The following is a 16748-nucleotide window of genomic DNA, read 5'->3' on the forward strand; positions in this document are numbered from 1 at the left end:
TAAGCTTAGTTCAACAGTAAGCGTTAATACTGACATAAATTTGGCAAAGGCTGAAACAATAACCGGGTAAGATCTGCTGATTTAAAATGTGTACCTATGGCTGAAGATAAATTACAACAATACCAAGACTTAATAGATGAATTAAAGATTGATCTCGGCGATCCTAATTTTGACTTTATCTTCAAGCAAAAAACGGCACAGCTTAGTAAGCCAGACCAGTTTCTGCTGAAAATGGAAATGACCCGCCTGTCGCAACCTGTTGCGCGCTTTATCGATCTGCGTGGTCAGGTTTCAGGTCAGGTTAAACCTTATGAACATGAGGGCAAGCAGCACTTTATGGATGATGTTGCGATCCGGGTATTTGAGCAAGAGGTAGCGCGTTATGGCGGCTATACCTTAGCCGTTTACGAAGCGGTAATGAACACCGACAATAACTTTAAGGTAATGCAGAAACAAGCTGCTCAGCAGCAAAGTGACGATACACCCAGGCTAGATGTCTCTCAGGCAACCCAATACATTCGCTTTGCTTCTTACGAAAGTCGTATAGAAGAGCGAATGAATTACTCCATCAAGATCACGGTCGAATTTGGTAACCAGCGGCTTGCCAACGCCAGCACGTCTGACATCTCCCTCAGTGGCGCTAAAATAAAACTGGCACCCAACTACCATTTACACAAAGGCGATCTGGTGTCACTGCGCTTAGTTGGTCTGGAACAGGATTTTGAACTTGGCCTGAAAAGCGGGATCCAGTACGAAGTGGTCGCCGTCGACCCCGTCTCTAATGAATACAACCATATTCGCCTGAAGCGTACTTTTGTGGAAAACAACAGCGGCTTTGATGATTTTCTGCAAAGCTTTATCCACGGCAATAAACGACGTTATAAGATTAACCTGGACAACACCATGGATGCGGTCGTATGTAAGGGTTACGAGCAATATTACCTGCCCCGGGTAAATTCGTTGTTCGTGTTTTTTAGTCAGGCTAAAACCATGCTCTACCCAAGTATGGTACTGACTAATGAAAATAACGCGTATATCAACTATTATTTTGAGGATGAACGCAAAACCTCTTCTTTGTACAGTGTCTTCAACCAGCAACGCCTGGATACGCTGCTTCAGCGTCCGGAGGCTGTGAAAGAAGCCTATTGTTACACCTTCACCCATGGCAAAAATGGGAAGATTTATTTTTACTCGGCGTTTGACTGGGAACTCAAAAAATCAATCGAGTTGCAGCAATTATTTATGGGGTTTGGCAGTCAGAAAGACAGCTGGCGGATCTTTAAAGTTCAGCTAATGCCCAGCCACCATGAAGATGCCTTTATTCCCCTGTCTTTGCCTTCCAGCGCAGGAAAAAATATCGAGAAACTGAATAAGCGTCCAACCCCCAGAGTGCAGGGCTTGATTGAGAACGTCAAATATCTGATGACACTCAGCGATATCACCACGGAGCAGCAAACGGCTTATTACCAGACACAACAATACCCAAAAGAACAGGTTAACCTGATTAAGCAGTTTGGCCATGGCAAAGCCAAAGTGCCACCGCCACTGGAAGTCGTTGCACTTGAATATGTCAATCTGCGCTCGCACAAACGCTACCTGTATAAGACCGCTGTGACTGTTGTTATGGAGAATGGTCAGGCACTGCATGGCCATACCCGGGACTTTTCCGTCATGGGCTTGCAGGTGGCACTGGACGAGCCGGCCACACTGGAAAAAGGTGATATCGTGCACCTCGACCTGCCCGAGCTGCAAAAAATTACCAAGCAACATAACCTGACCAAGCTCAGATATGAAGTTATGGCACTCAACAAAGCAAAGACCATCATCAACCTGAAGGTCAATATTCTCAGCAACATGCAACATACTGCCATTACCTTCTTTAAGGTCCTGATTGAAAACAATAAGAATAAACTGCAACCCTGCGAAGAAGCCCCCAGGATCCCAGGTCTGTCACATGCACTGCGCAATATGGTGACAAAAAGTATTTGCCAGTTTCCTCTTTATCTGCACAAAGCTGCAGCCCACTTTAAAATTGGTGCGATTGGCCAGGGACTCTATCCCACCACACTACACAAGATTTTACTCACTGAACTGATCCACCATAACAATCAGGAATATGTTCAGCCCCATGGATTACTGCCCAGCGATTTCATTGGCGAGTATCTGAGTGAACGGCTGCGTAAACAGTCACGTCAGGACAAGCCTTTGCAATATACGGTTTTCCTACGTTTTGACCCTCAAGCCCAAACGCTCAAAGAGGCACTGAAAAGTCAGTGTGTTGCCGCCGGGGAGTCACTGGATCCATTGTTTTTGTTTATTAAGCGGGCACTTAAAAAAGAATTACTGTTTGTATTTCATCTTTATATCTCCAAAACTGGCCGTCCTGATATGGATCACCTGGCCAACGAGCTGAGATACGTCAGCCACTATGCAATACACAAGGCAAAGGGGCTTGAAGAGGCACTGTGGAATGTCGCAGGTGTATGCGATCTGATTGAAGTGACAGAGCAGCTTCTGCCCACGTTGGATGTTGATCATAGTCAGCTGGATGCCATGCTTGAGCGCAGACGCGCCTGGCTGACCACTCAGCCGGGTTCATAATCTCCTGACAGGCAAGTTCCCTCAACCTGTCAGGTGTTTTTCAGTTAACTCAGACCACCAAACAAAGTCAGCAGCGCTGTCAGTACCAAAAAGAACAGGATGTTACGCTTGACCAGGCGCATCATGCAGGTCGCTTCATAGGTACAGCCAAAAAATTGCTGCTCTATCTGCTCCGCGGCCAGTGCAATATCACTTACCACCTGCCTGTTTGGGGTATCAAAGTCCAGCAAGTATTTTAACCAACATCCGGTGCCCTGAGTAAAATTACCTATGATCAGATAACCAAAACTGGCTACCCTGGCAGGCAACCAGTCAAGCCAGAATAGTAACCTGGAGAATCGTTGCGTGTGCGCGCCAAGCAGACTGCGCATCAGACTCACCTGGGCCGGCAGTTCATCTTCCTGGCGCTCAGTAAGCGTCGAAACCAGGTAGCGTGCGCTTGCATAGAGTACGGCGCCAGGCGCGCCCAACACCACAAACCAAAACATCACCGCACAGTAATGCTGGAAATTAATCCAGACCAAAGTTTGCCCAAACGTTTCGCCATTTTGCTCTGTTTCAGTCCGCTCCTGTCCCATTTGCAACGCATACAGGGTGACCGCTTCCGAGTCACCTCGCGTTAATGCATTAAGATAACCTTTATACAGGCGGCGATACCGACCACAGCCAAAGCAAACCAACAAGATCAATACATTGAGTATCAGCTGAAATAACACAAAGTCTGAAAGATGGTACACTACCGCCACCAGTACAGTAGGCAGCACTAACCAAATCATTACCCCAAGATCAGAACAAAACAGGCCCTTATCACTGAGCTGTTTTTTGCTCCAGGCCAGGTATTTACCTAAATAGAAGTCAATCTGCCAATGTTCTGAACGGGCACCCAGGCGCTCGATCACTAAAGCAATTATGATAGAAATTAACATCATGTCCGTTACTCTTATCTTATCAATGCAAAATATTTGTCCCAATCGAACCCTACCCCCGGGTCATACTTGCGACCTGGGGCAATATCACTGTGACCAACAATACGCTCCTCGGTCAATGACGGGAGCTGTTGCTGCAACCAGAGTGTGAGCTGAGCCAGAGCCTGATACTGTATTTCAGTGTACGATGTCGTGTCTGTCCCTTCCAGCTCCACACCGATACTAAAATCATTGCAGTTGTCTTGCCCCGCAAACTCCGATACCCCGGCGTGCCACGCCCGCTTATCGAACGGCACATATTGAACAATGGTGCCGTCACGACGGATCAGACAATGTGCCGATACCCTCACACCACGCAGGGAATCAAAACTGGAGTGAGCCTGACAGTCTAAAGTTCCCATAAATAAATCATCAATGTAATTGCCGCTGTACTCGCCAGCCGGCAACGAGATACAGTGCACCACCAGTAATGAGGGGGTACACCCTGAGGGACGCTCATTGTAGTGGGGGGAGCGCCGTTTCTGTACACCGGGATACCAATTTAACTGCATAAATAGAAATACTTAGGCCTGTCTAGCTGTGCTATTACCTTAGCAAGTTTGGCATACTTTCACTATGTTATTTTGACACCTCTATGGACCTTCGCAAAATATGCCGTTTTTACCTGTGATAACGAGATTGTCATTAACTGGCGTAACACAGTAGAATTAGGTTATTGAATAGCAAAGCCAAGATAGCCCATGTTAAATGAACAGATCCCCCAGCTGGTTAAGCTGGCACTTGATGAAGACCTGAATAATCAAAGCGCAACCGATGGTGATATTACCGCTGCCCTGATCCCTGCCTCGCAACAGGCAAACGCCTATGTGATCACTCGAGAAGCCTGCGTGTTTTGTGGTAAAGACTTGATCCTTGAGGTATTCAGACAGGTTGATCCCAGTGTTAAGGTGAATGTCCTGGTTGAAGACGGCGATACACTACAGCCAAACCAGCGCATTTTTGAAGCGACGGGAAGCGCCCGGGCGATCCTCACCGCAGAACGCACTGCTCTGAACTTTGTACAAACCCTGTCAGGGACTGCCACCTCCACTGCCCATTATGTGGCAGCACTTGCCAATACCAGTACGCAATTACTGGACACCCGTAAAACCATTCCAGGTCTGCGCGCATTACAGAAATATGCAGTGACCTGTGGGGGAGGCAAAAACCACCGTATTGGATTGTTTGATGCTTTTCTGATTAAAGAGAACCACATTGCGGCCTGTGGTGGCATTGCTAACGCGGTTGCACAAGCCAGGCAGAACCACCCCGATAAGCCCGTAGAAGTGGAAGTAGAAAGCCTGGATGAACTGCAACAGGCGCTCGATGCTGGCACAGATATCATTATGCTCGACAACTTTACCGTTGAAGACATTCAAATTGCCGTTAAACAAACTGCCGGTAGAGCTAAGCTGGAGGTCTCGGGTAACATGACCTTAGATAAACTGGCAACCTATGCGCAAGCTGGCGTTGACTACATTTCAAGTGGTGCGTTGACGAAACACCTGCAGAGTATAGACTTGTCTATGCGCTTCGAGTAACAGGTGTAACGGCTTTGTAAGAAAATACAAAGCCGCTTCGTTGACAAGAATGAGAAAACACTTTTTAATACGAACAAAGAATTAGCAGCTAAATAATACGTTTTCTCAATCCTATACTAACTTGTTGTGTTAACAGTACATGTAACAAATTCAGTCATATATTATGACTAGAATAAGGCGGGAAAATACCAGAATTGCAATCTTATTGTCGTAAACTGGTGGAGCAATTCCAGTATACTGGACTACTCAAAAAGAATGATTATCCGCTTTGATTTACAACAAATTTATTATAGGAATAAAGGCCTATACTGGGTCTGAATACGAATAGCACAAGATTTAATAAACCCCTGGTGTGAGTGGTTGCTGGCATCGGGTCTAACATCCCTTAGGAGACACATCATGACGCAAAGACAACAGGGTGGTTTTACCCTTATCGAATTAATGATTGTAATCGCAATCATAGGTATTCTTGCTGCCGTTGCCCTGCCGGCATACCAGGATTACATCAACCGTGCTAAAGGCTCTGAGCTGATGGCCGCTTCAACCATGCCAAAAGCGTGTGTAACTGAAGTATCTCAGGTTGGTGGCGATCCAGACAACTGTGCGACTGGCGTTGATGCCACAGAAATGGTTGCCAGCGTAGTCGTAACAGCTGACGGCGCAATCCAAATTGATGGACAAAATGACATGGCTGGCGTTGACGTCGTCGTAACGCCGTTTAACGGTAACGCAGCAGCGACAGATGCTAACTTTGCAGCTGGCTTCACAATCTCTGAGTGGCAATGTACAGCAACGGTAGATGACGCAGTTAAAGCGGCGTGGCTACCAGCAACGTGCACTGTGACAACACCTTAATAACAGAGCACAATCATATGAGGGAGCCTGGCTCCCTCTTTGCTTTCAAATCTTATGAATCAACCCGACAAAAACTCTGCCAAAGTCGATACCTTTATCTGGGTCGGCGTAAGTGCTCGTGGTAAACGTCTTCAGGGCGAGCTCACTGGTACCAGTGTGGCCCTGGTCAAAGCACAATTGCGCAAGCAGGGGATCACGCCCTCTAAAGTAAAGCGCAAACCTAAACCCTTGTTCGGGTTAAGTAGTACACAAAAAATCACGCCCAAAGACATTGCGGTCGTCACCCGGCAAATTGCCACTATGCTGACAGCTGGCGTGGCCTTGGTTCAGGCATTGGATATGATAGCGTCAGGGGCCAAGAACAAAAGCCTCAGCAAGCTTATTACGCACATCGCCGATGAAGTGAAAGCCGGTCAGCCACTGGCCAAATCACTGCGTAGCCACCCCAGATATTTCGACGAGTTATATTGCGATCTGGTTGAATCGGGTGAACAGTCAGGTGCATTGGACCGTATCTTTGACCGGGTTGCTCTGTATAAAGAAAAAGCCGAAGCACTTAAATCCAAGATTAAGAAAGCGATGTTTTATCCTATTGCGGTACTTTCCGTCGCCCTGATCGTAACCTCCATCTTATTGATCTTTGTTGTTCCCCAATTTGAAGAAATTTTCACCGGGTTCGGTGCTGAGTTGCCAGGCTTTACCCTGATGGTACTGGGTATTTCTGAATTTATGCAGGAGTACTGGTGGCTATTCCTGATTGGACTTGGCGGTGCCGGGTATGCTTATAAAGAAGCCCTGCAACGCAGCGCCGCAGTGCGTCACTTTAATGACCGCATGGTGCTGCAGATCCCAGCTATTGGCGAGATCCTGAAAAAAGCGGCCGTTGCGCGCTACGCCAGAACTTTATCAACCACTTTTGCGGCAGGCGTCCCTTTGGTGAATGCACTGGAATCAGCGGCCGGTGCCTCAGGCAATATCATTTATAAAAATGCCATTTTGGACATTAAAGGTGAGGTCAGCTCAGGTAACCAAATGAACTGGGCCATGCGCAACGCTAAGATCTTTCCAGATATGGTGGTACAAATGGTGTCCATTGGCGAAGAATCTGGTGCACTCGACAGCATGCTGGCAAAAGTGGCCAGTATTTATGAGCAGGAAGTAGATGATGCAGTCGATGGGCTGTCTTCATTACTTGAACCTATGATCATGGTAATTCTGGGCGTGCTGGTTGGTGGCTTGATTGTTGCTATGTATTTACCTATATTCCAGCTCGGCACCGTCATTTAACAATAACAAAGACATTATTATGCAAGAAGTTTGGCACCTTATGGAGCAGCAAACCTGGTTTTGGCTGCTGACTGTCGCACTAACCAGCCTGTGTATTGGCAGCTTTTTGAACGTTGTGATCTACCGCTTGCCTGTCATGATGCAGCGCAACTGGCAGACAGAATGCCGGGTCATTCTGGAGCAGCCTCCCCAGCAACCTGATCCTGCCACGCTCAACCTGATGACACCGGGCTCAACCTGCCCCAAGTGCAACAGCAAAATTAAATTCCAGCACAATATTCCGCTACTCAGCTGGGTATTTCTGGGGGGCAAATGCGCTTACTGCCAAACCCCCATTGCAAAACGTTATCCGCTCGTTGAGCTGTTGACAGGCGCAGCGTCACTCTGGCTGGCCTGGCATTTCTCCGCCACCCCACAGGCACTGGTGTATTTGCTGGTGACCTGGGTACTGATAGCTCTGATCTTTATCGATATTGACCATATGCTGCTGCCCGATCAGCTCACCTTACCATTACTCTGGTTTGCACTGCTGGCCGCCGTCGCGGGTATCACTATTCCCCCTTCTGAGGCCATCTTAGGTGCAGCCGTTGGTTATCTGAGTCTGTGGAGTATTTACTGGGCGTTTAAGCTACTTACCGGAAAAGAGGGCATGGGCTTTGGCGACTTTAAACTGCTGGCAGTCTTTGGTGCGCTGATGGGCTGGCAGTCACTGCTCATTATTGTCTTGCTATCCAGTGTGGTTGGCGCCGTCATTGGTGCAACGCAACTGGCCGTGCAGGGCAAAGACAAGGCGACCCCAATCCCCTTTGGTCCTTACCTTGCCATTGCCGGATGGCTGACGCTGTTATATGGTGAACAATTGAGTCGCTGGTATCTTTCGTTGTTAGGAGCATAGTCCCATGGCCAACTGGATCTTAGGCTTAACCGGCGGTATTGGTGCCGGCAAAACCACAGTGTCCGACCATCTAAACAAATTAGGGATCTGTGTTGTGGATGCCGATGTTGTCGCAAGAGAGGTAGTCGAGCCTGGCAGCAATGGACTAAATGCCATTGTGGCTTACTTTGGAAAGCAAATTTTAACTGATGACGGCACCTTAGATCGCCAGGCGCTGCGCGGTATCATCTTTGCTGACAAAGATAAGAAACACTGGCTGAACAACTTACTGCACCCGCTGATCCGTACCCGACTACTGGCACAACTGGCGCACGCTGACAGCCATTATGTGATCTTGTCGGCACCTTTGTTATTTGAAAACGGGCTGGATAAATACTGTGATAAAACTCTACTCGTCGATGTGCCTGTTGAAGTGCAAGTAGCGCGCACCTGCGCGCGAGACAATGCCCACCAGCAGCAGGTTGAGCAGATCATTGCAGCACAAATGAGCAGAGCCGATAAACGCGCAAAAGCCGACTTTATTCTTAACAACAACCAACCCCTTGACGCAATGCAAGCACAGCTTGCTACCTTACATCAGACCTTTTTACAGCTTGCTGAGGCACATCATGCTTAATACGTGCCGCACTCGTTCGAACAAAGCCTGGTTTGCTGCCAATTCGCTACCCGGATCGAAGCATTCTTTGCTACATTTAGTGTAACTCGTTGAAGTCTTAAGAGCATTATGGAACATCACTCGCCATTACTGAGAAAGTTTATTACCCTTGGCAAACTCACTGCCGAGCAGGTCAAAGCCAAACAAGCCGATGCCCACTCAACGGCTGAACTCATTTGTCTGTGTAGTGGCATGAGCAGCCAGGAGATGGCCGAACAGTGCCTTGACTTGTTCAGGGTACCCTATTTTGATCTGAGCGGCTTTGACATCACCCAGGTTCCCAAAGAGCTTGTTAAAGAAAAACTGATCCGTCAGCACCATTTATTGCCGTTGGTAAAAAAAGATCGCAAACTCTTTATTGCGACCTCAGATCCGACCGACTATGGAGCCTTCGAGAACTTTGAGTTCAGCACAGGCCTGCAATGTGAAGTAGTCGTTGTAGACTATAAACTACTCGATCAGAAGATTGATCAACTCTTTGACGATAATAGCAGCCTCAGCCTGAGCGAGGACGAATTTAAAGAGTTTGCCAGCCTGGATGTCGAAGACGAACCCAAAGCACAAAACAACGATGAAGAAAAAGACGATGCCCCTATCATCGTGTATATCAATAAGATCCTTATGGATGCGATCAAAAAAGGCGCTTCTGACCTCCATTTTGAACCTTATGAAAAGAAATATCGGGTGCGCTTTCGCATCGATGGCTTGTTGCACGAAATGGCCAGCCCACCTCATGCTTTATCCAGCCGCTTGTCGGCCCGTATCAAGGTCATGTCTCACCTTGATATCGCAGAAAAGCGCAAGCCACAGGATGGCCGGATCAAGCTAAAAATTTCGGAGCGCAAAAGCATCGATTTTCGTGTCAGTACCCTGCCAACCATGTGGGGTGAAAAAATCGTAATGCGGATCCTAGATTCATCAGCCGCCAAGCTGGGGATTGAAGCTCTGGGTTATGAAGCAGAGCAAAAAAGTATGTACCTTAATGCACTCGACCAGCCACAAGGGATGATCCTGGTCACCGGACCAACCGGTTCAGGTAAAACGGTATCGCTTTATACCGGTCTGAACATACTCAATAAACCAGAGCGTAACATCAGCACCGCAGAAGATCCGGTGGAGATCAACCTGGAAGGCATTAATCAGGTTCAGATCAACACCAAAGCAGACATGACCTTTGCCAATGCATTGCGGGCATTCCTGCGTCAGGACCCCGATGTCGTGATGGTGGGTGAGATCCGCGATCTGGAAACGGCTGAAATCGCCATCAAAGCGGCACAAACCGGCCACCTGGTGATGAGTACTTTGCATACCAACTCAGCCTCGGAAACATTGACCCGATTACTCAATATGGGGGTGCCAGCCTATAACGTGGCCAGCTCAGTCAGCCTGATCATCGCTCAGCGCCTTGCCCGTCGATTATGCCCTAAATGCAAAGAGCCAGAGCAACTACCAGCAGAAGAGCTACAACGCCAGGGCTTTAGTGCAGAGCAAGTTCAGAATATGACCCTCTATGCCCCAAAGGGGTGTGACCACTGTACGGACGGCTATAAAGGTCGGGTCGGTATATATGAAGTGATGAAGATCACACCCGAAATATCGCATGCGATTATGGAAGGCGGTAATTCACTGGAAATTGCCGAGCTCGCCGCAAGCCAGGGCTTTGCTAATCTGCGTCAGTCTGGATTGAAAAAAGCTGCAGATGGGATCACATCTCTGGCAGAGGTCAACCGGGTAACTAGCTACTAATTGCTCTGGGGCCAGTGACTGCCTGGCCACCACACAGTACAATGAGGGAAATTAGTCATACAGAGGTGCTTATGCCTGTTTCTGTAAAATGCCCTACCTGCCAGGCCGCAGTTGTCTGGTCGGCACAAAGCCCACATCGTCCATTTTGTTCTAAACGCTGTCAGCTTATAGACTTAGGTGAGTGGTCAGAAGAGAACAATAAAATCTCAACACCACTCAACAGTGCGGATCTGTCTCCGGAAGCAGCCCGGGATATGGTGGAGGATCTGGAAGCAATGCTGGCTAAAAACGACGATAGTTTTTTTAAAGAATAAGTCGCCGTGCCACAGGGAAGCCCGGCGATTTGCCGTGCTTTACCCTTGCTGGAGCGTCTTTCAGGATGACTGGTGTTGATGGTGCTTTTTGGCCATGCGCTTGTGACGCAGCTGCTTGAGTTTGGCGCGCTGCTCTTCAGTTAAAATATGATATACCTTGTGCTGTGTTTCCAGTCGGATAAGCATCATTTCACGCTTCTGTGGCTGAAATTGCTCCAGCAACAATTGTGCCTGTGCTTTGTCGAATTGTTCTGCCTCAATCAATGATTTAAACGCCTCATGGTGCTCACCTTTGCCTTTGTCACCGCGCAAGCTTTTCACCTGCTCACGCTGCGCGTCAAAAAGACTTTTTAACTCATCCTGCTGGCTTTGGGTCAGACCCAGATGCTTTACTGCACGCTTTGATAGCAGCATATGGCCCATGCTTTTCATCGGCTTCATACCCGCATTCTGTGCAGGTGTTTGTTGCGCATCAGTCTCTGCCAATACGACGGGGCTGCCAGCCATCACTGCAGCCAGGAATAGTGCTTTTAATGTGTGGCGAACGTTTGTCTTAGTGTGGGTATTCATAATAGCGTCTCCTGTTAAGTTGAGTTCAACTTTAGCAACGCCTGAGCAAAGCAACGTCAAGACTGTGTAAAGTTTTGTCAAGCGCTGTGTCAGCCCCCACACATTCTGAGATCCCGCATAACATCCTGAGCGTAAAGAAGTGTAAAGTCAGTCACCTTACTTCTATAGTAAGGTAAGATAGAAGCAGGAACAGAGACTGAGTAACCGTATGAGTGCGAATGTACTGATAATCGACGATGATCGGGGCCTATGTGAACTTTTGCAAGACTATTTGCAGGGCGAAGGATGTAAAGTCTATACGGCTTATACCGGCCCGGAAGGGCTGGATATGGCGTTAACCAGAGAGTTTGATGTGATCCTGTTGGATGTGATGCTACCCCAACTAGACGGCTTTGAAGTACTCAAAGCATTACGTACGAAAAAAATGACACCGGTGATTATGCTAACGGCCAAGGGCGATGACTTTGATCGCATTTTTGGCCTTGAACTGGGCGCAGATGACTATATTCCTAAACCCTTTAACCACAGAGAGCTACTGGCGAGGATCAAAGCCATCACTCGCCGTGTCGCACACCTGCTTCACAGTACAGTAGCGCCGAGTTTCAAATATCACGATCTGGTCTTAGATCTGCCTTCTCGAACCGCCAACATCAAAGGCACACCGTTGCCATTAACCGGAACGGAATACGAAATGCTGTACCAGTTGGTAAAGTCAGCAGGCCAGACTGTTACCAAGCAAACTCTATCGCAAACTGTACTGGGGCGCCCTCTGGCTCCCTATGATAGATCGGTTGATATGCATGTCAGCAATGTGCGAAAGAAAATTGCGCAATATAGTTCGCACACTTATATCAAAACTTTACGCGGCTCAGGCTATATTTTCCTTAAGGCATAGAATGAGGAAGTACTTACTAATAAAAGTTTTTATGTGGTTTTGGGGAACCATTGCCGCCACTTTAATGCTGCTAATGAGTGTCAGTCTGTTACAACCCGGCATACTGGAAACTCGCCAGATCAGCCCGCCAATGCTGAAGAATCTGCATCACCTGCAACGTACACTGGAGCGCCGGGTCGAAAACCGCCCAGGCCAGCCGCTGGCGACCTTATTACCAGGTCGTCATCGCAGTCATGGGCCAAAAATTTACTTACGTCACAGCGACGATCAGCAAAATATACTGAGCCACCCTGCCTTGCAGGCATGGGACTTGTCTTTACTGAATTTTACCACCAACGCTCCAGCACAGGTTGTCGACACCGAGCAATATCGCGCTTATGGGCCAATAGATATTCGGCTACGGGGCGAGCCGTACCAGCTTTTTCAGTTGATGGACCACCGCGACCCTCAAGTTCTGACAAAGATCAGGTTGCTGCCAGTCTGGGCGAAGATACTCATCCTGATACTAGCCAGTTTTGGCTTTAGTCTGTGGTTTACGCGCGGCTTACTAAAGCCCGTAAAGCAGCTGCAACTGGCCGCCTCTGCACTGGCACAAGGTAAACTGGATACCCGAGCAAACATCGATGCCGCACGCCAGGACGAGTTAGGGCAATTGGGTAAAGACTTTGACCTGATGGCCGGTCACCTGCAGGCACATGTCACACAACAAAAGCGTTTGCTGGCGGATATATCGCATGAGCTCAGATCCCCACTTACTCGCCTGCAGATGGCAAATGGGATTGCCAGTGATAAAGCACCTGAGCCGCTTATGCCTTACCTGCAAAGAGTCGAGAAAGAAGCACATCTGCTTGAACAGATGCTGAGTGATATTTTGCAACTGTCCCGGCTGGAATCTCAGCAACAGCAAGTGAGTCTGCATGCAATATCACTGGCTGATTTACTTGGCCCCATCCTTGACGATGCCAGCTTTGAGAGCCAGCAACTGGGCAAAGAGGTTAACTGGGAAACGTTACCCGACCTTACCCTGATGGTGGATGACATGCTACTTGGTCGCGCGTTTGAGAACATATTGCGTAACGCCATAAAGTACGCAAACAAACAAGTTACCCTGAATGCGCAGTGCGACAATAACCGGCTGGCCGTGACGATTTGTGATGATGGGCCGGGAGTCAGCGACGCCATGCTGGAAAAACTCTGCATTCCTTTTTTCAGAGCTTCAGAGGCACGCACGCCAGAGGGGCTCGCAGGCTCAGGCGGATTTGGCCTGGGACTGGCAATTGCGCAACATGCCATAAAAGTGCATCATGGCCGTATTCAGTTTAGTAATCACCGTGGTCTGCGTGTCACCGTAGAGCTGCCAATAGACAAGCATGTTTTATAGCGAAAGTAAGCACTTACACAATAATCTAGCGCAGATAGAAACGCACTGGCAAGAGTGCAAAAAAGGCACCTTTGACAGCCCAGTCGGACCGCTTTTTTATGCCTGCCATATCCCCGAGCGAGCGCGGTTTGCCGTCCTGTTGATCAATGGCCGGATAGAATCGGCACACAAGTATCAGGAGTTGATCTGGGAGTTAAGCCGCAATCAGATTGCCGTTTTTACCTATGATCATCCTGGTCAGGGCCTGTCTGGCCGCCTACTTGCTAACTTACACATCGGCTATATTGAACGTTTCGCACAGTATGGTGATTGTCTTGATGCTTTCGTCAATCAGGTCGTCTTACCTCAGTGGCGCGGGCAAAGCGTTATTCTGGCGCACTCTATGGGCGGTGCTGTCACCTGTGATTACCTCACACGTTACAGCAGTCCTGTCGTTGGGGCCTTTCTCAGCGCCCCCATGTTTGCGATTAACACAGCGCCCTACCCGGCCTGGCTTGCTCAGGGGATTGCCACAACAGCCTGTACACTGGGGCTGGGACAACGTTATGCCATCGGTCAGGCGGATTACCTGCCAAAAGCTTTTGCTGACAATGAGCTGACACACTGTGAGCAGCGCTATTCGCTGTTCAGGCAATTGTATCAACAGCATCCCGGATTACAGCTGGGAGGAGTGAGTTTTCGCTGGCTACAGCAGGCACTGGGATCTACACACAGCATGACACAGCAACGTATTGATCTGCCACTGAGCATTGCCAGCGCACAACACGACAGCATTGTTTGCTCCGCCGCACATGCACATTTTGCGGCCAATAACGCCGCTTGCCAGCTACACCATTACCCGGGCAAGCATGAGCTACTGTGTGAGGTGGACTCAATCAGACGGGCTGTGCTGAAGCAGTTTTATGCGTTTGCCCACCAGCTCATCAGCCAGGACGCTGCAACAACCCCCTCTTCATCGGACTATGTGGCCGGTGATACTGCCAGCGACACCGGATCCTGATGGATCAGAATATCCATTTCCGACTCAAACGCCGCTTTAATATGGGCCACTACTTCATCACTGATCTGATGTGCACGGGCCAGCGGAATATGGTCATCCAGTTCCAGGTGCAGTTGTACAAACTTCACTTTGCCACTTTGCCTGGTCCTCAGGTCGTGTACCCCATAAACCTCTTCATGGCTGGACGCCAGCAAGATAATCTCGGTTTTTTCTTCATCGGGTAACTCTTTGTCCATCAGGTGATCCGCGCTCTCCCGGGCTATTTCCCAGCAGTTATAGAGTAAGTAAGCTGCAACCCCTATGGCAAATAAAGCATCCGCGTGCTGCACCTGCCAGTGGCTCAGCAACAAGGCCGTCAGCACAGCCAGATTAAGGAGAATATCCCCCTTGTAGTGTAAGGAGTCGGCTTTGATAGCGATCGACTGGGTACGTTTCACAACCTGATGCTGTACAGCCACCACCGCAAATGTACAGGCGACTGCAAACAAACTAACCCAGACACCCAGCAGGCTGTGCTGAATGGTCACCGGATTAAATAAGCGCTCGATACCATGAAATGTCAATAAACAAGCCGAGCCTGCAATAAACGCGGCCTGCCCGAGCCCAGCCAATGCCTCTGCCTTACCATGGCCGAAGCGATGGTCGTCATCAGCAGGGCGAAGCGCATAGCTCAACACCAAAAAACTCATCATGGATGCACTGACATCGAGCAGGGAATCTGTGAGAGAGCCCAGCATCGCCGCGCTGCCGGATGCCAGCCATGCCCAGGCCTTCGCCACTATCATCAGCGCCGCCATAACCAGCGTGAAGATACTGGAAAATCGAACTAAAAAGTCATAATTATGGGTCACCTATTACCTCTACAACCTCGTTAAACTCCGGGTTAGGCTTATCTTATATTGTAAGTCATGAAAATGAAAAATTAGTGACATTGGTTTGAATAGTTAGACAGACAGTTCTGCTTCAACTGGCCAAATATCACCATCGCTTTTGGCCTATATGCTGGATGCGCTATACTGCGGGCAATATTATTTTGAGGTTTGCCATGTTAGACATTGTATTGTATCAACCTGAAATTCCCCCCAACACGGGCAACATTATTCGCCTGTGCGCAAACACCGGATTTTCATTGCACCTTATTGAGCCTCTGGGCTTTGACTGGGATGATAAACGCGTCAGGCGTGCCGGTCTGGATTATCATGAATTTAGTGAGGTAAAACGCTACCCCTCTCTGGATGCCTATTTGGAAACACGTAAACCAAAGCGGGTATTTGCCTGTACCACAAAAGGAACGCGCTATCACCATGAGCCAGACTACCAGAGCGGAGATTGCCTGTTGTTTGGCCCCGAAACACGTGGCTTGCCCGAAGAGCTCATTTTCTCTTTACCACCTGAGCAACGCCTGCGGATCCCAATGCGACCGGACAGCAGAAGCATGAACTTGTCTAATGCGGTGTCGGTTTTCGTCTATGAATCCTGGCGTCAGATGGGCTTTGAAGGGGCTGTGTGAATCATTTTACGAATGAAGCCACCGCTTAGGTGGCTTCGTTGTCTGTACTGCTAATTCAGGTTCATTTCCTGAATGATCTCATGGGCGATCGGTGGGGTCGTGCTCACAGGTTTTTCGTGTTTGTTAGCCTTTAGCTGGCCTTTTCTGTGTTTCAGTGCTGCATCTAACTTTTTAGCGGCACTTGCGATAGCCGGATACATGACGTCATCTTCTCCTCTTACGGATATCCGGGCTCCTGAATAATTTGTGTTGATCTCAGTATAAAATTTCTTGTGTTCCTTACTGACTATGACATCTATCGACAACAGCGACGGGAAGTGATTAGCGACTTTGGCAAACTTTTCATCAACGTGTTGCTTTACGGCTTCTGTCATATCTACATGGTGGCCTGAAAGGTTAATTTTCATAAGCGCTCCCTTTTGTTGTTTACCTATAACTAAGTATTGGAGCGAAAGACACAATTCTCAAGCATAAATTTCAGATTTTTGTCATCAAACTGAATTTATTTGTGATAGATCACAACCAGCGATGTG

Annotated in this window: 17 protein-coding genes; 12 read left to right on the plus strand and 5 right to left on the minus strand. The window is 48.5% G+C overall.

Going from position 1 to position 16748, the window contains the following annotated elements:
• Positions 1–96: 96 nt before the first annotated feature.
• On the plus strand, positions 97–2601 hold the full coding sequence (locus MHN33_RS15230; protein ID WP_239398958.1) for a PilZ domain-containing protein: 2505 nt from the start codon (positions 97–99) through the stop codon (positions 2599–2601).
• A gap of 44 nt (positions 2602–2645) precedes the next feature.
• Here the strand turns inward: MHN33_RS15230 and ampE are convergent, their stop codons facing one another.
• Together ampE and ampD are read right to left on the minus strand one after the other, a co-directional pair.
• Positions 2646–3530: a beta-lactamase regulator AmpE gene (gene ampE / locus MHN33_RS15235; RefSeq protein WP_239398961.1), complete on the minus strand. Its 885-nt coding sequence runs from the start codon at positions 3528–3530 to the stop codon at positions 2646–2648.
• 11 nt (positions 3531–3541) lie between these two features.
• Positions 3542–4078, minus strand: a complete 537-nt coding sequence (gene ampD / locus MHN33_RS15240; protein WP_239398963.1) for a 1,6-anhydro-N-acetylmuramyl-L-alanine amidase AmpD — start codon at positions 4076–4078, stop codon at positions 3542–3544.
• Positions 4079–4267: 189 nt separating this feature from the next.
• Here ampD and nadC point away from each other — a divergent pair, with 189 nt between their 5' ends.
• The 7 genes from nadC to yacG all read left to right on the plus strand — a co-directional run bounded on the left by nadC (position 4268) and on the right by yacG (position 10859).
• The gene (gene nadC / locus MHN33_RS15245) at positions 4268–5107 is read left to right on the plus strand and encodes a carboxylating nicotinate-nucleotide diphosphorylase (RefSeq protein ID WP_239398965.1); all 840 of its coding nucleotides are present in this window, start codon (positions 4268–4270) and stop codon (positions 5105–5107) included.
• 399 nt (positions 5108–5506) lie between these two features.
• Positions 5507–5962 (plus strand): prepilin-type N-terminal cleavage/methylation domain-containing protein, encoded by a 456-nt coding sequence (locus MHN33_RS23895; protein ID WP_275442833.1) that lies wholly within the window; start codon positions 5507–5509, stop codon positions 5960–5962.
• 54 nt (positions 5963–6016) lie between these two features.
• Positions 6017–7249 (plus strand): type II secretion system F family protein, encoded by a 1233-nt coding sequence (locus MHN33_RS15255; RefSeq protein ID WP_239398967.1) that lies wholly within the window; start codon positions 6017–6019, stop codon positions 7247–7249.
• 19 nt (positions 7250–7268) lie between these two features.
• On the plus strand, positions 7269–8144 hold the full coding sequence (locus tag MHN33_RS15260; protein ID WP_239398969.1) for an A24 family peptidase: 876 nt from the start codon (positions 7269–7271) through the stop codon (positions 8142–8144).
• 4 nt (positions 8145–8148) lie between these two features.
• Complete coding sequence (gene coaE / locus MHN33_RS15265) at positions 8149–8760, plus strand: dephospho-CoA kinase (RefSeq protein WP_239398971.1); 612 nt, start codon at positions 8149–8151, stop codon at positions 8758–8760.
• Positions 8761–8868: 108 nt separating this feature from the next.
• Positions 8869–10545 carry a type IV-A pilus assembly ATPase PilB gene (gene pilB / locus MHN33_RS15270; protein ID WP_239398974.1) on the plus strand — a complete coding sequence of 559 codons (1677 nt, stop codon included), beginning with the start codon at positions 8869–8871 and terminating at the stop codon, positions 10543–10545.
• Between the two features lie 71 nt (positions 10546–10616).
• On the plus strand, positions 10617–10859 hold the full coding sequence (gene yacG / locus MHN33_RS15275) for a DNA gyrase inhibitor YacG (RefSeq protein ID WP_010383557.1): 243 nt from the start codon (positions 10617–10619) through the stop codon (positions 10857–10859).
• Positions 10860–10919: 60 nt separating this feature from the next.
• Here the strand turns inward: yacG and MHN33_RS15280 are convergent, their stop codons facing one another.
• The gene (locus tag MHN33_RS15280; RefSeq protein ID WP_239398976.1) at positions 10920–11429 is read right to left on the minus strand and encodes a Spy/CpxP family protein refolding chaperone; all 510 of its coding nucleotides are present in this window, start codon (positions 11427–11429) and stop codon (positions 10920–10922) included.
• 208 nt (positions 11430–11637) lie between these two features.
• Between MHN33_RS15280 and MHN33_RS15285 the strand changes: the two genes are divergently transcribed.
• From MHN33_RS15285 to MHN33_RS15295, 3 genes are read left to right on the plus strand one after another with little or no spacing between them, the layout of a single operon-like run.
• Complete coding sequence (locus MHN33_RS15285; protein ID WP_239398979.1) at positions 11638–12324, plus strand: response regulator transcription factor; 687 nt, start codon at positions 11638–11640, stop codon at positions 12322–12324.
• Between the two features lie 31 nt (positions 12325–12355).
• On the plus strand, positions 12356–13705 hold the full coding sequence (locus tag MHN33_RS15290) for an ATP-binding protein (protein ID WP_239398981.1): 1350 nt from the start codon (positions 12356–12358) through the stop codon (positions 13703–13705).
• On the plus strand, positions 13695–14705 hold the full coding sequence (locus MHN33_RS15295) for an alpha/beta hydrolase (RefSeq protein ID WP_239398984.1): 1011 nt from the start codon (positions 13695–13697) through the stop codon (positions 14703–14705). Before MHN33_RS15290 ends, MHN33_RS15295 begins: the two co-directional genes overlap by 11 nt.
• Here MHN33_RS15295 and MHN33_RS15300 read toward each other — a convergent pair.
• Positions 14666–15556, minus strand: a complete 891-nt coding sequence (locus MHN33_RS15300) for a cation diffusion facilitator family transporter (protein WP_343224846.1) — start codon at positions 15554–15556, stop codon at positions 14666–14668. The genes MHN33_RS15295 and MHN33_RS15300 overlap by 40 nt on opposite strands.
• Before the next feature lie 194 nt (positions 15557–15750).
• On the opposite strand from MHN33_RS15300, the gene trmL reads away from it, so the two are divergent.
• On the plus strand, positions 15751–16215 hold the full coding sequence (gene trmL / locus MHN33_RS15305) for a tRNA (uridine(34)/cytosine(34)/5-carboxymethylaminomethyluridine(34)-2'-O)-methyltransferase TrmL (RefSeq protein WP_239398986.1): 465 nt from the start codon (positions 15751–15753) through the stop codon (positions 16213–16215).
• 50 nt (positions 16216–16265) lie between these two features.
• Here trmL and raiA read toward each other — a convergent pair whose 3' ends face one another.
• Positions 16266–16622 carry a ribosome-associated translation inhibitor RaiA gene (gene raiA, locus MHN33_RS15310; protein ID WP_239398989.1) on the minus strand — a complete coding sequence of 119 codons (357 nt, stop codon included), beginning with the start codon at positions 16620–16622 and terminating at the stop codon, positions 16266–16268.
• Positions 16623–16748 lie beyond the last annotated feature (126 nt).

The sequence above is a fragment of the Pseudoalteromonas sp. OOF1S-7 genome (assembly GCF_022347765.1).
In the GTDB taxonomy this organism is placed as follows: domain Bacteria; phylum Pseudomonadota; class Gammaproteobacteria; order Enterobacterales; family Alteromonadaceae; genus Pseudoalteromonas.

Excerpts from the sequence above, each read along its gene's own strand:
- ampE (WP_239398961.1), bottom strand. The coding sequence starts at position 3,530 with ATGATGTTAATTTCTATCATAATTGCTTTAGTGATCGAGCGCCTGGGT.
- MHN33_RS15285 (WP_239398979.1), top strand. The coding sequence starts at position 11,638 with ATGAGTGCGAATGTACTGATAATCGACGATGATCGGGGCCTATGTGAA.
- raiA (WP_239398989.1), bottom strand. The coding sequence starts at position 16,622 with ATGAAAATTAACCTTTCAGGCCACCATGTAGATATGACAGAAGCCGTA.
- ampD (WP_239398963.1), bottom strand. The coding sequence starts at position 4,078 with ATGCAGTTAAATTGGTATCCCGGTGTACAGAAACGGCGCTCCCCCCAC.
- nadC (WP_239398965.1), top strand. The coding sequence starts at position 4,268 with ATGTTAAATGAACAGATCCCCCAGCTGGTTAAGCTGGCACTTGATGAA.
- MHN33_RS23895 (WP_275442833.1), top strand. The coding sequence starts at position 5,507 with ATGACGCAAAGACAACAGGGTGGTTTTACCCTTATCGAATTAATGATT.
- MHN33_RS15255 (WP_239398967.1), top strand. The coding sequence starts at position 6,017 with ATGAATCAACCCGACAAAAACTCTGCCAAAGTCGATACCTTTATCTGG.
- MHN33_RS15290 (WP_239398981.1), top strand. The coding sequence starts at position 12,356 with ATGTGGTTTTGGGGAACCATTGCCGCCACTTTAATGCTGCTAATGAGT.
- pilB (WP_239398974.1), top strand. The coding sequence starts at position 8,869 with ATGGAACATCACTCGCCATTACTGAGAAAGTTTATTACCCTTGGCAAA.
- MHN33_RS15260 (WP_239398969.1), top strand. The coding sequence starts at position 7,269 with ATGCAAGAAGTTTGGCACCTTATGGAGCAGCAAACCTGGTTTTGGCTG.
- trmL (WP_239398986.1), top strand. The coding sequence starts at position 15,751 with ATGTTAGACATTGTATTGTATCAACCTGAAATTCCCCCCAACACGGGC.
- MHN33_RS15295 (WP_239398984.1), top strand. The coding sequence starts at position 13,695 with ATGTTTTATAGCGAAAGTAAGCACTTACACAATAATCTAGCGCAGATA.
- MHN33_RS15230 (WP_239398958.1), top strand. The coding sequence starts at position 97 with ATGGCTGAAGATAAATTACAACAATACCAAGACTTAATAGATGAATTA.
- yacG (WP_010383557.1), top strand. The coding sequence starts at position 10,617 with ATGCCTGTTTCTGTAAAATGCCCTACCTGCCAGGCCGCAGTTGTCTGG.
- MHN33_RS15280 (WP_239398976.1), bottom strand. The coding sequence starts at position 11,429 with ATGAATACCCACACTAAGACAAACGTTCGCCACACATTAAAAGCACTA.
- coaE (WP_239398971.1), top strand. The coding sequence starts at position 8,149 with ATGGCCAACTGGATCTTAGGCTTAACCGGCGGTATTGGTGCCGGCAAA.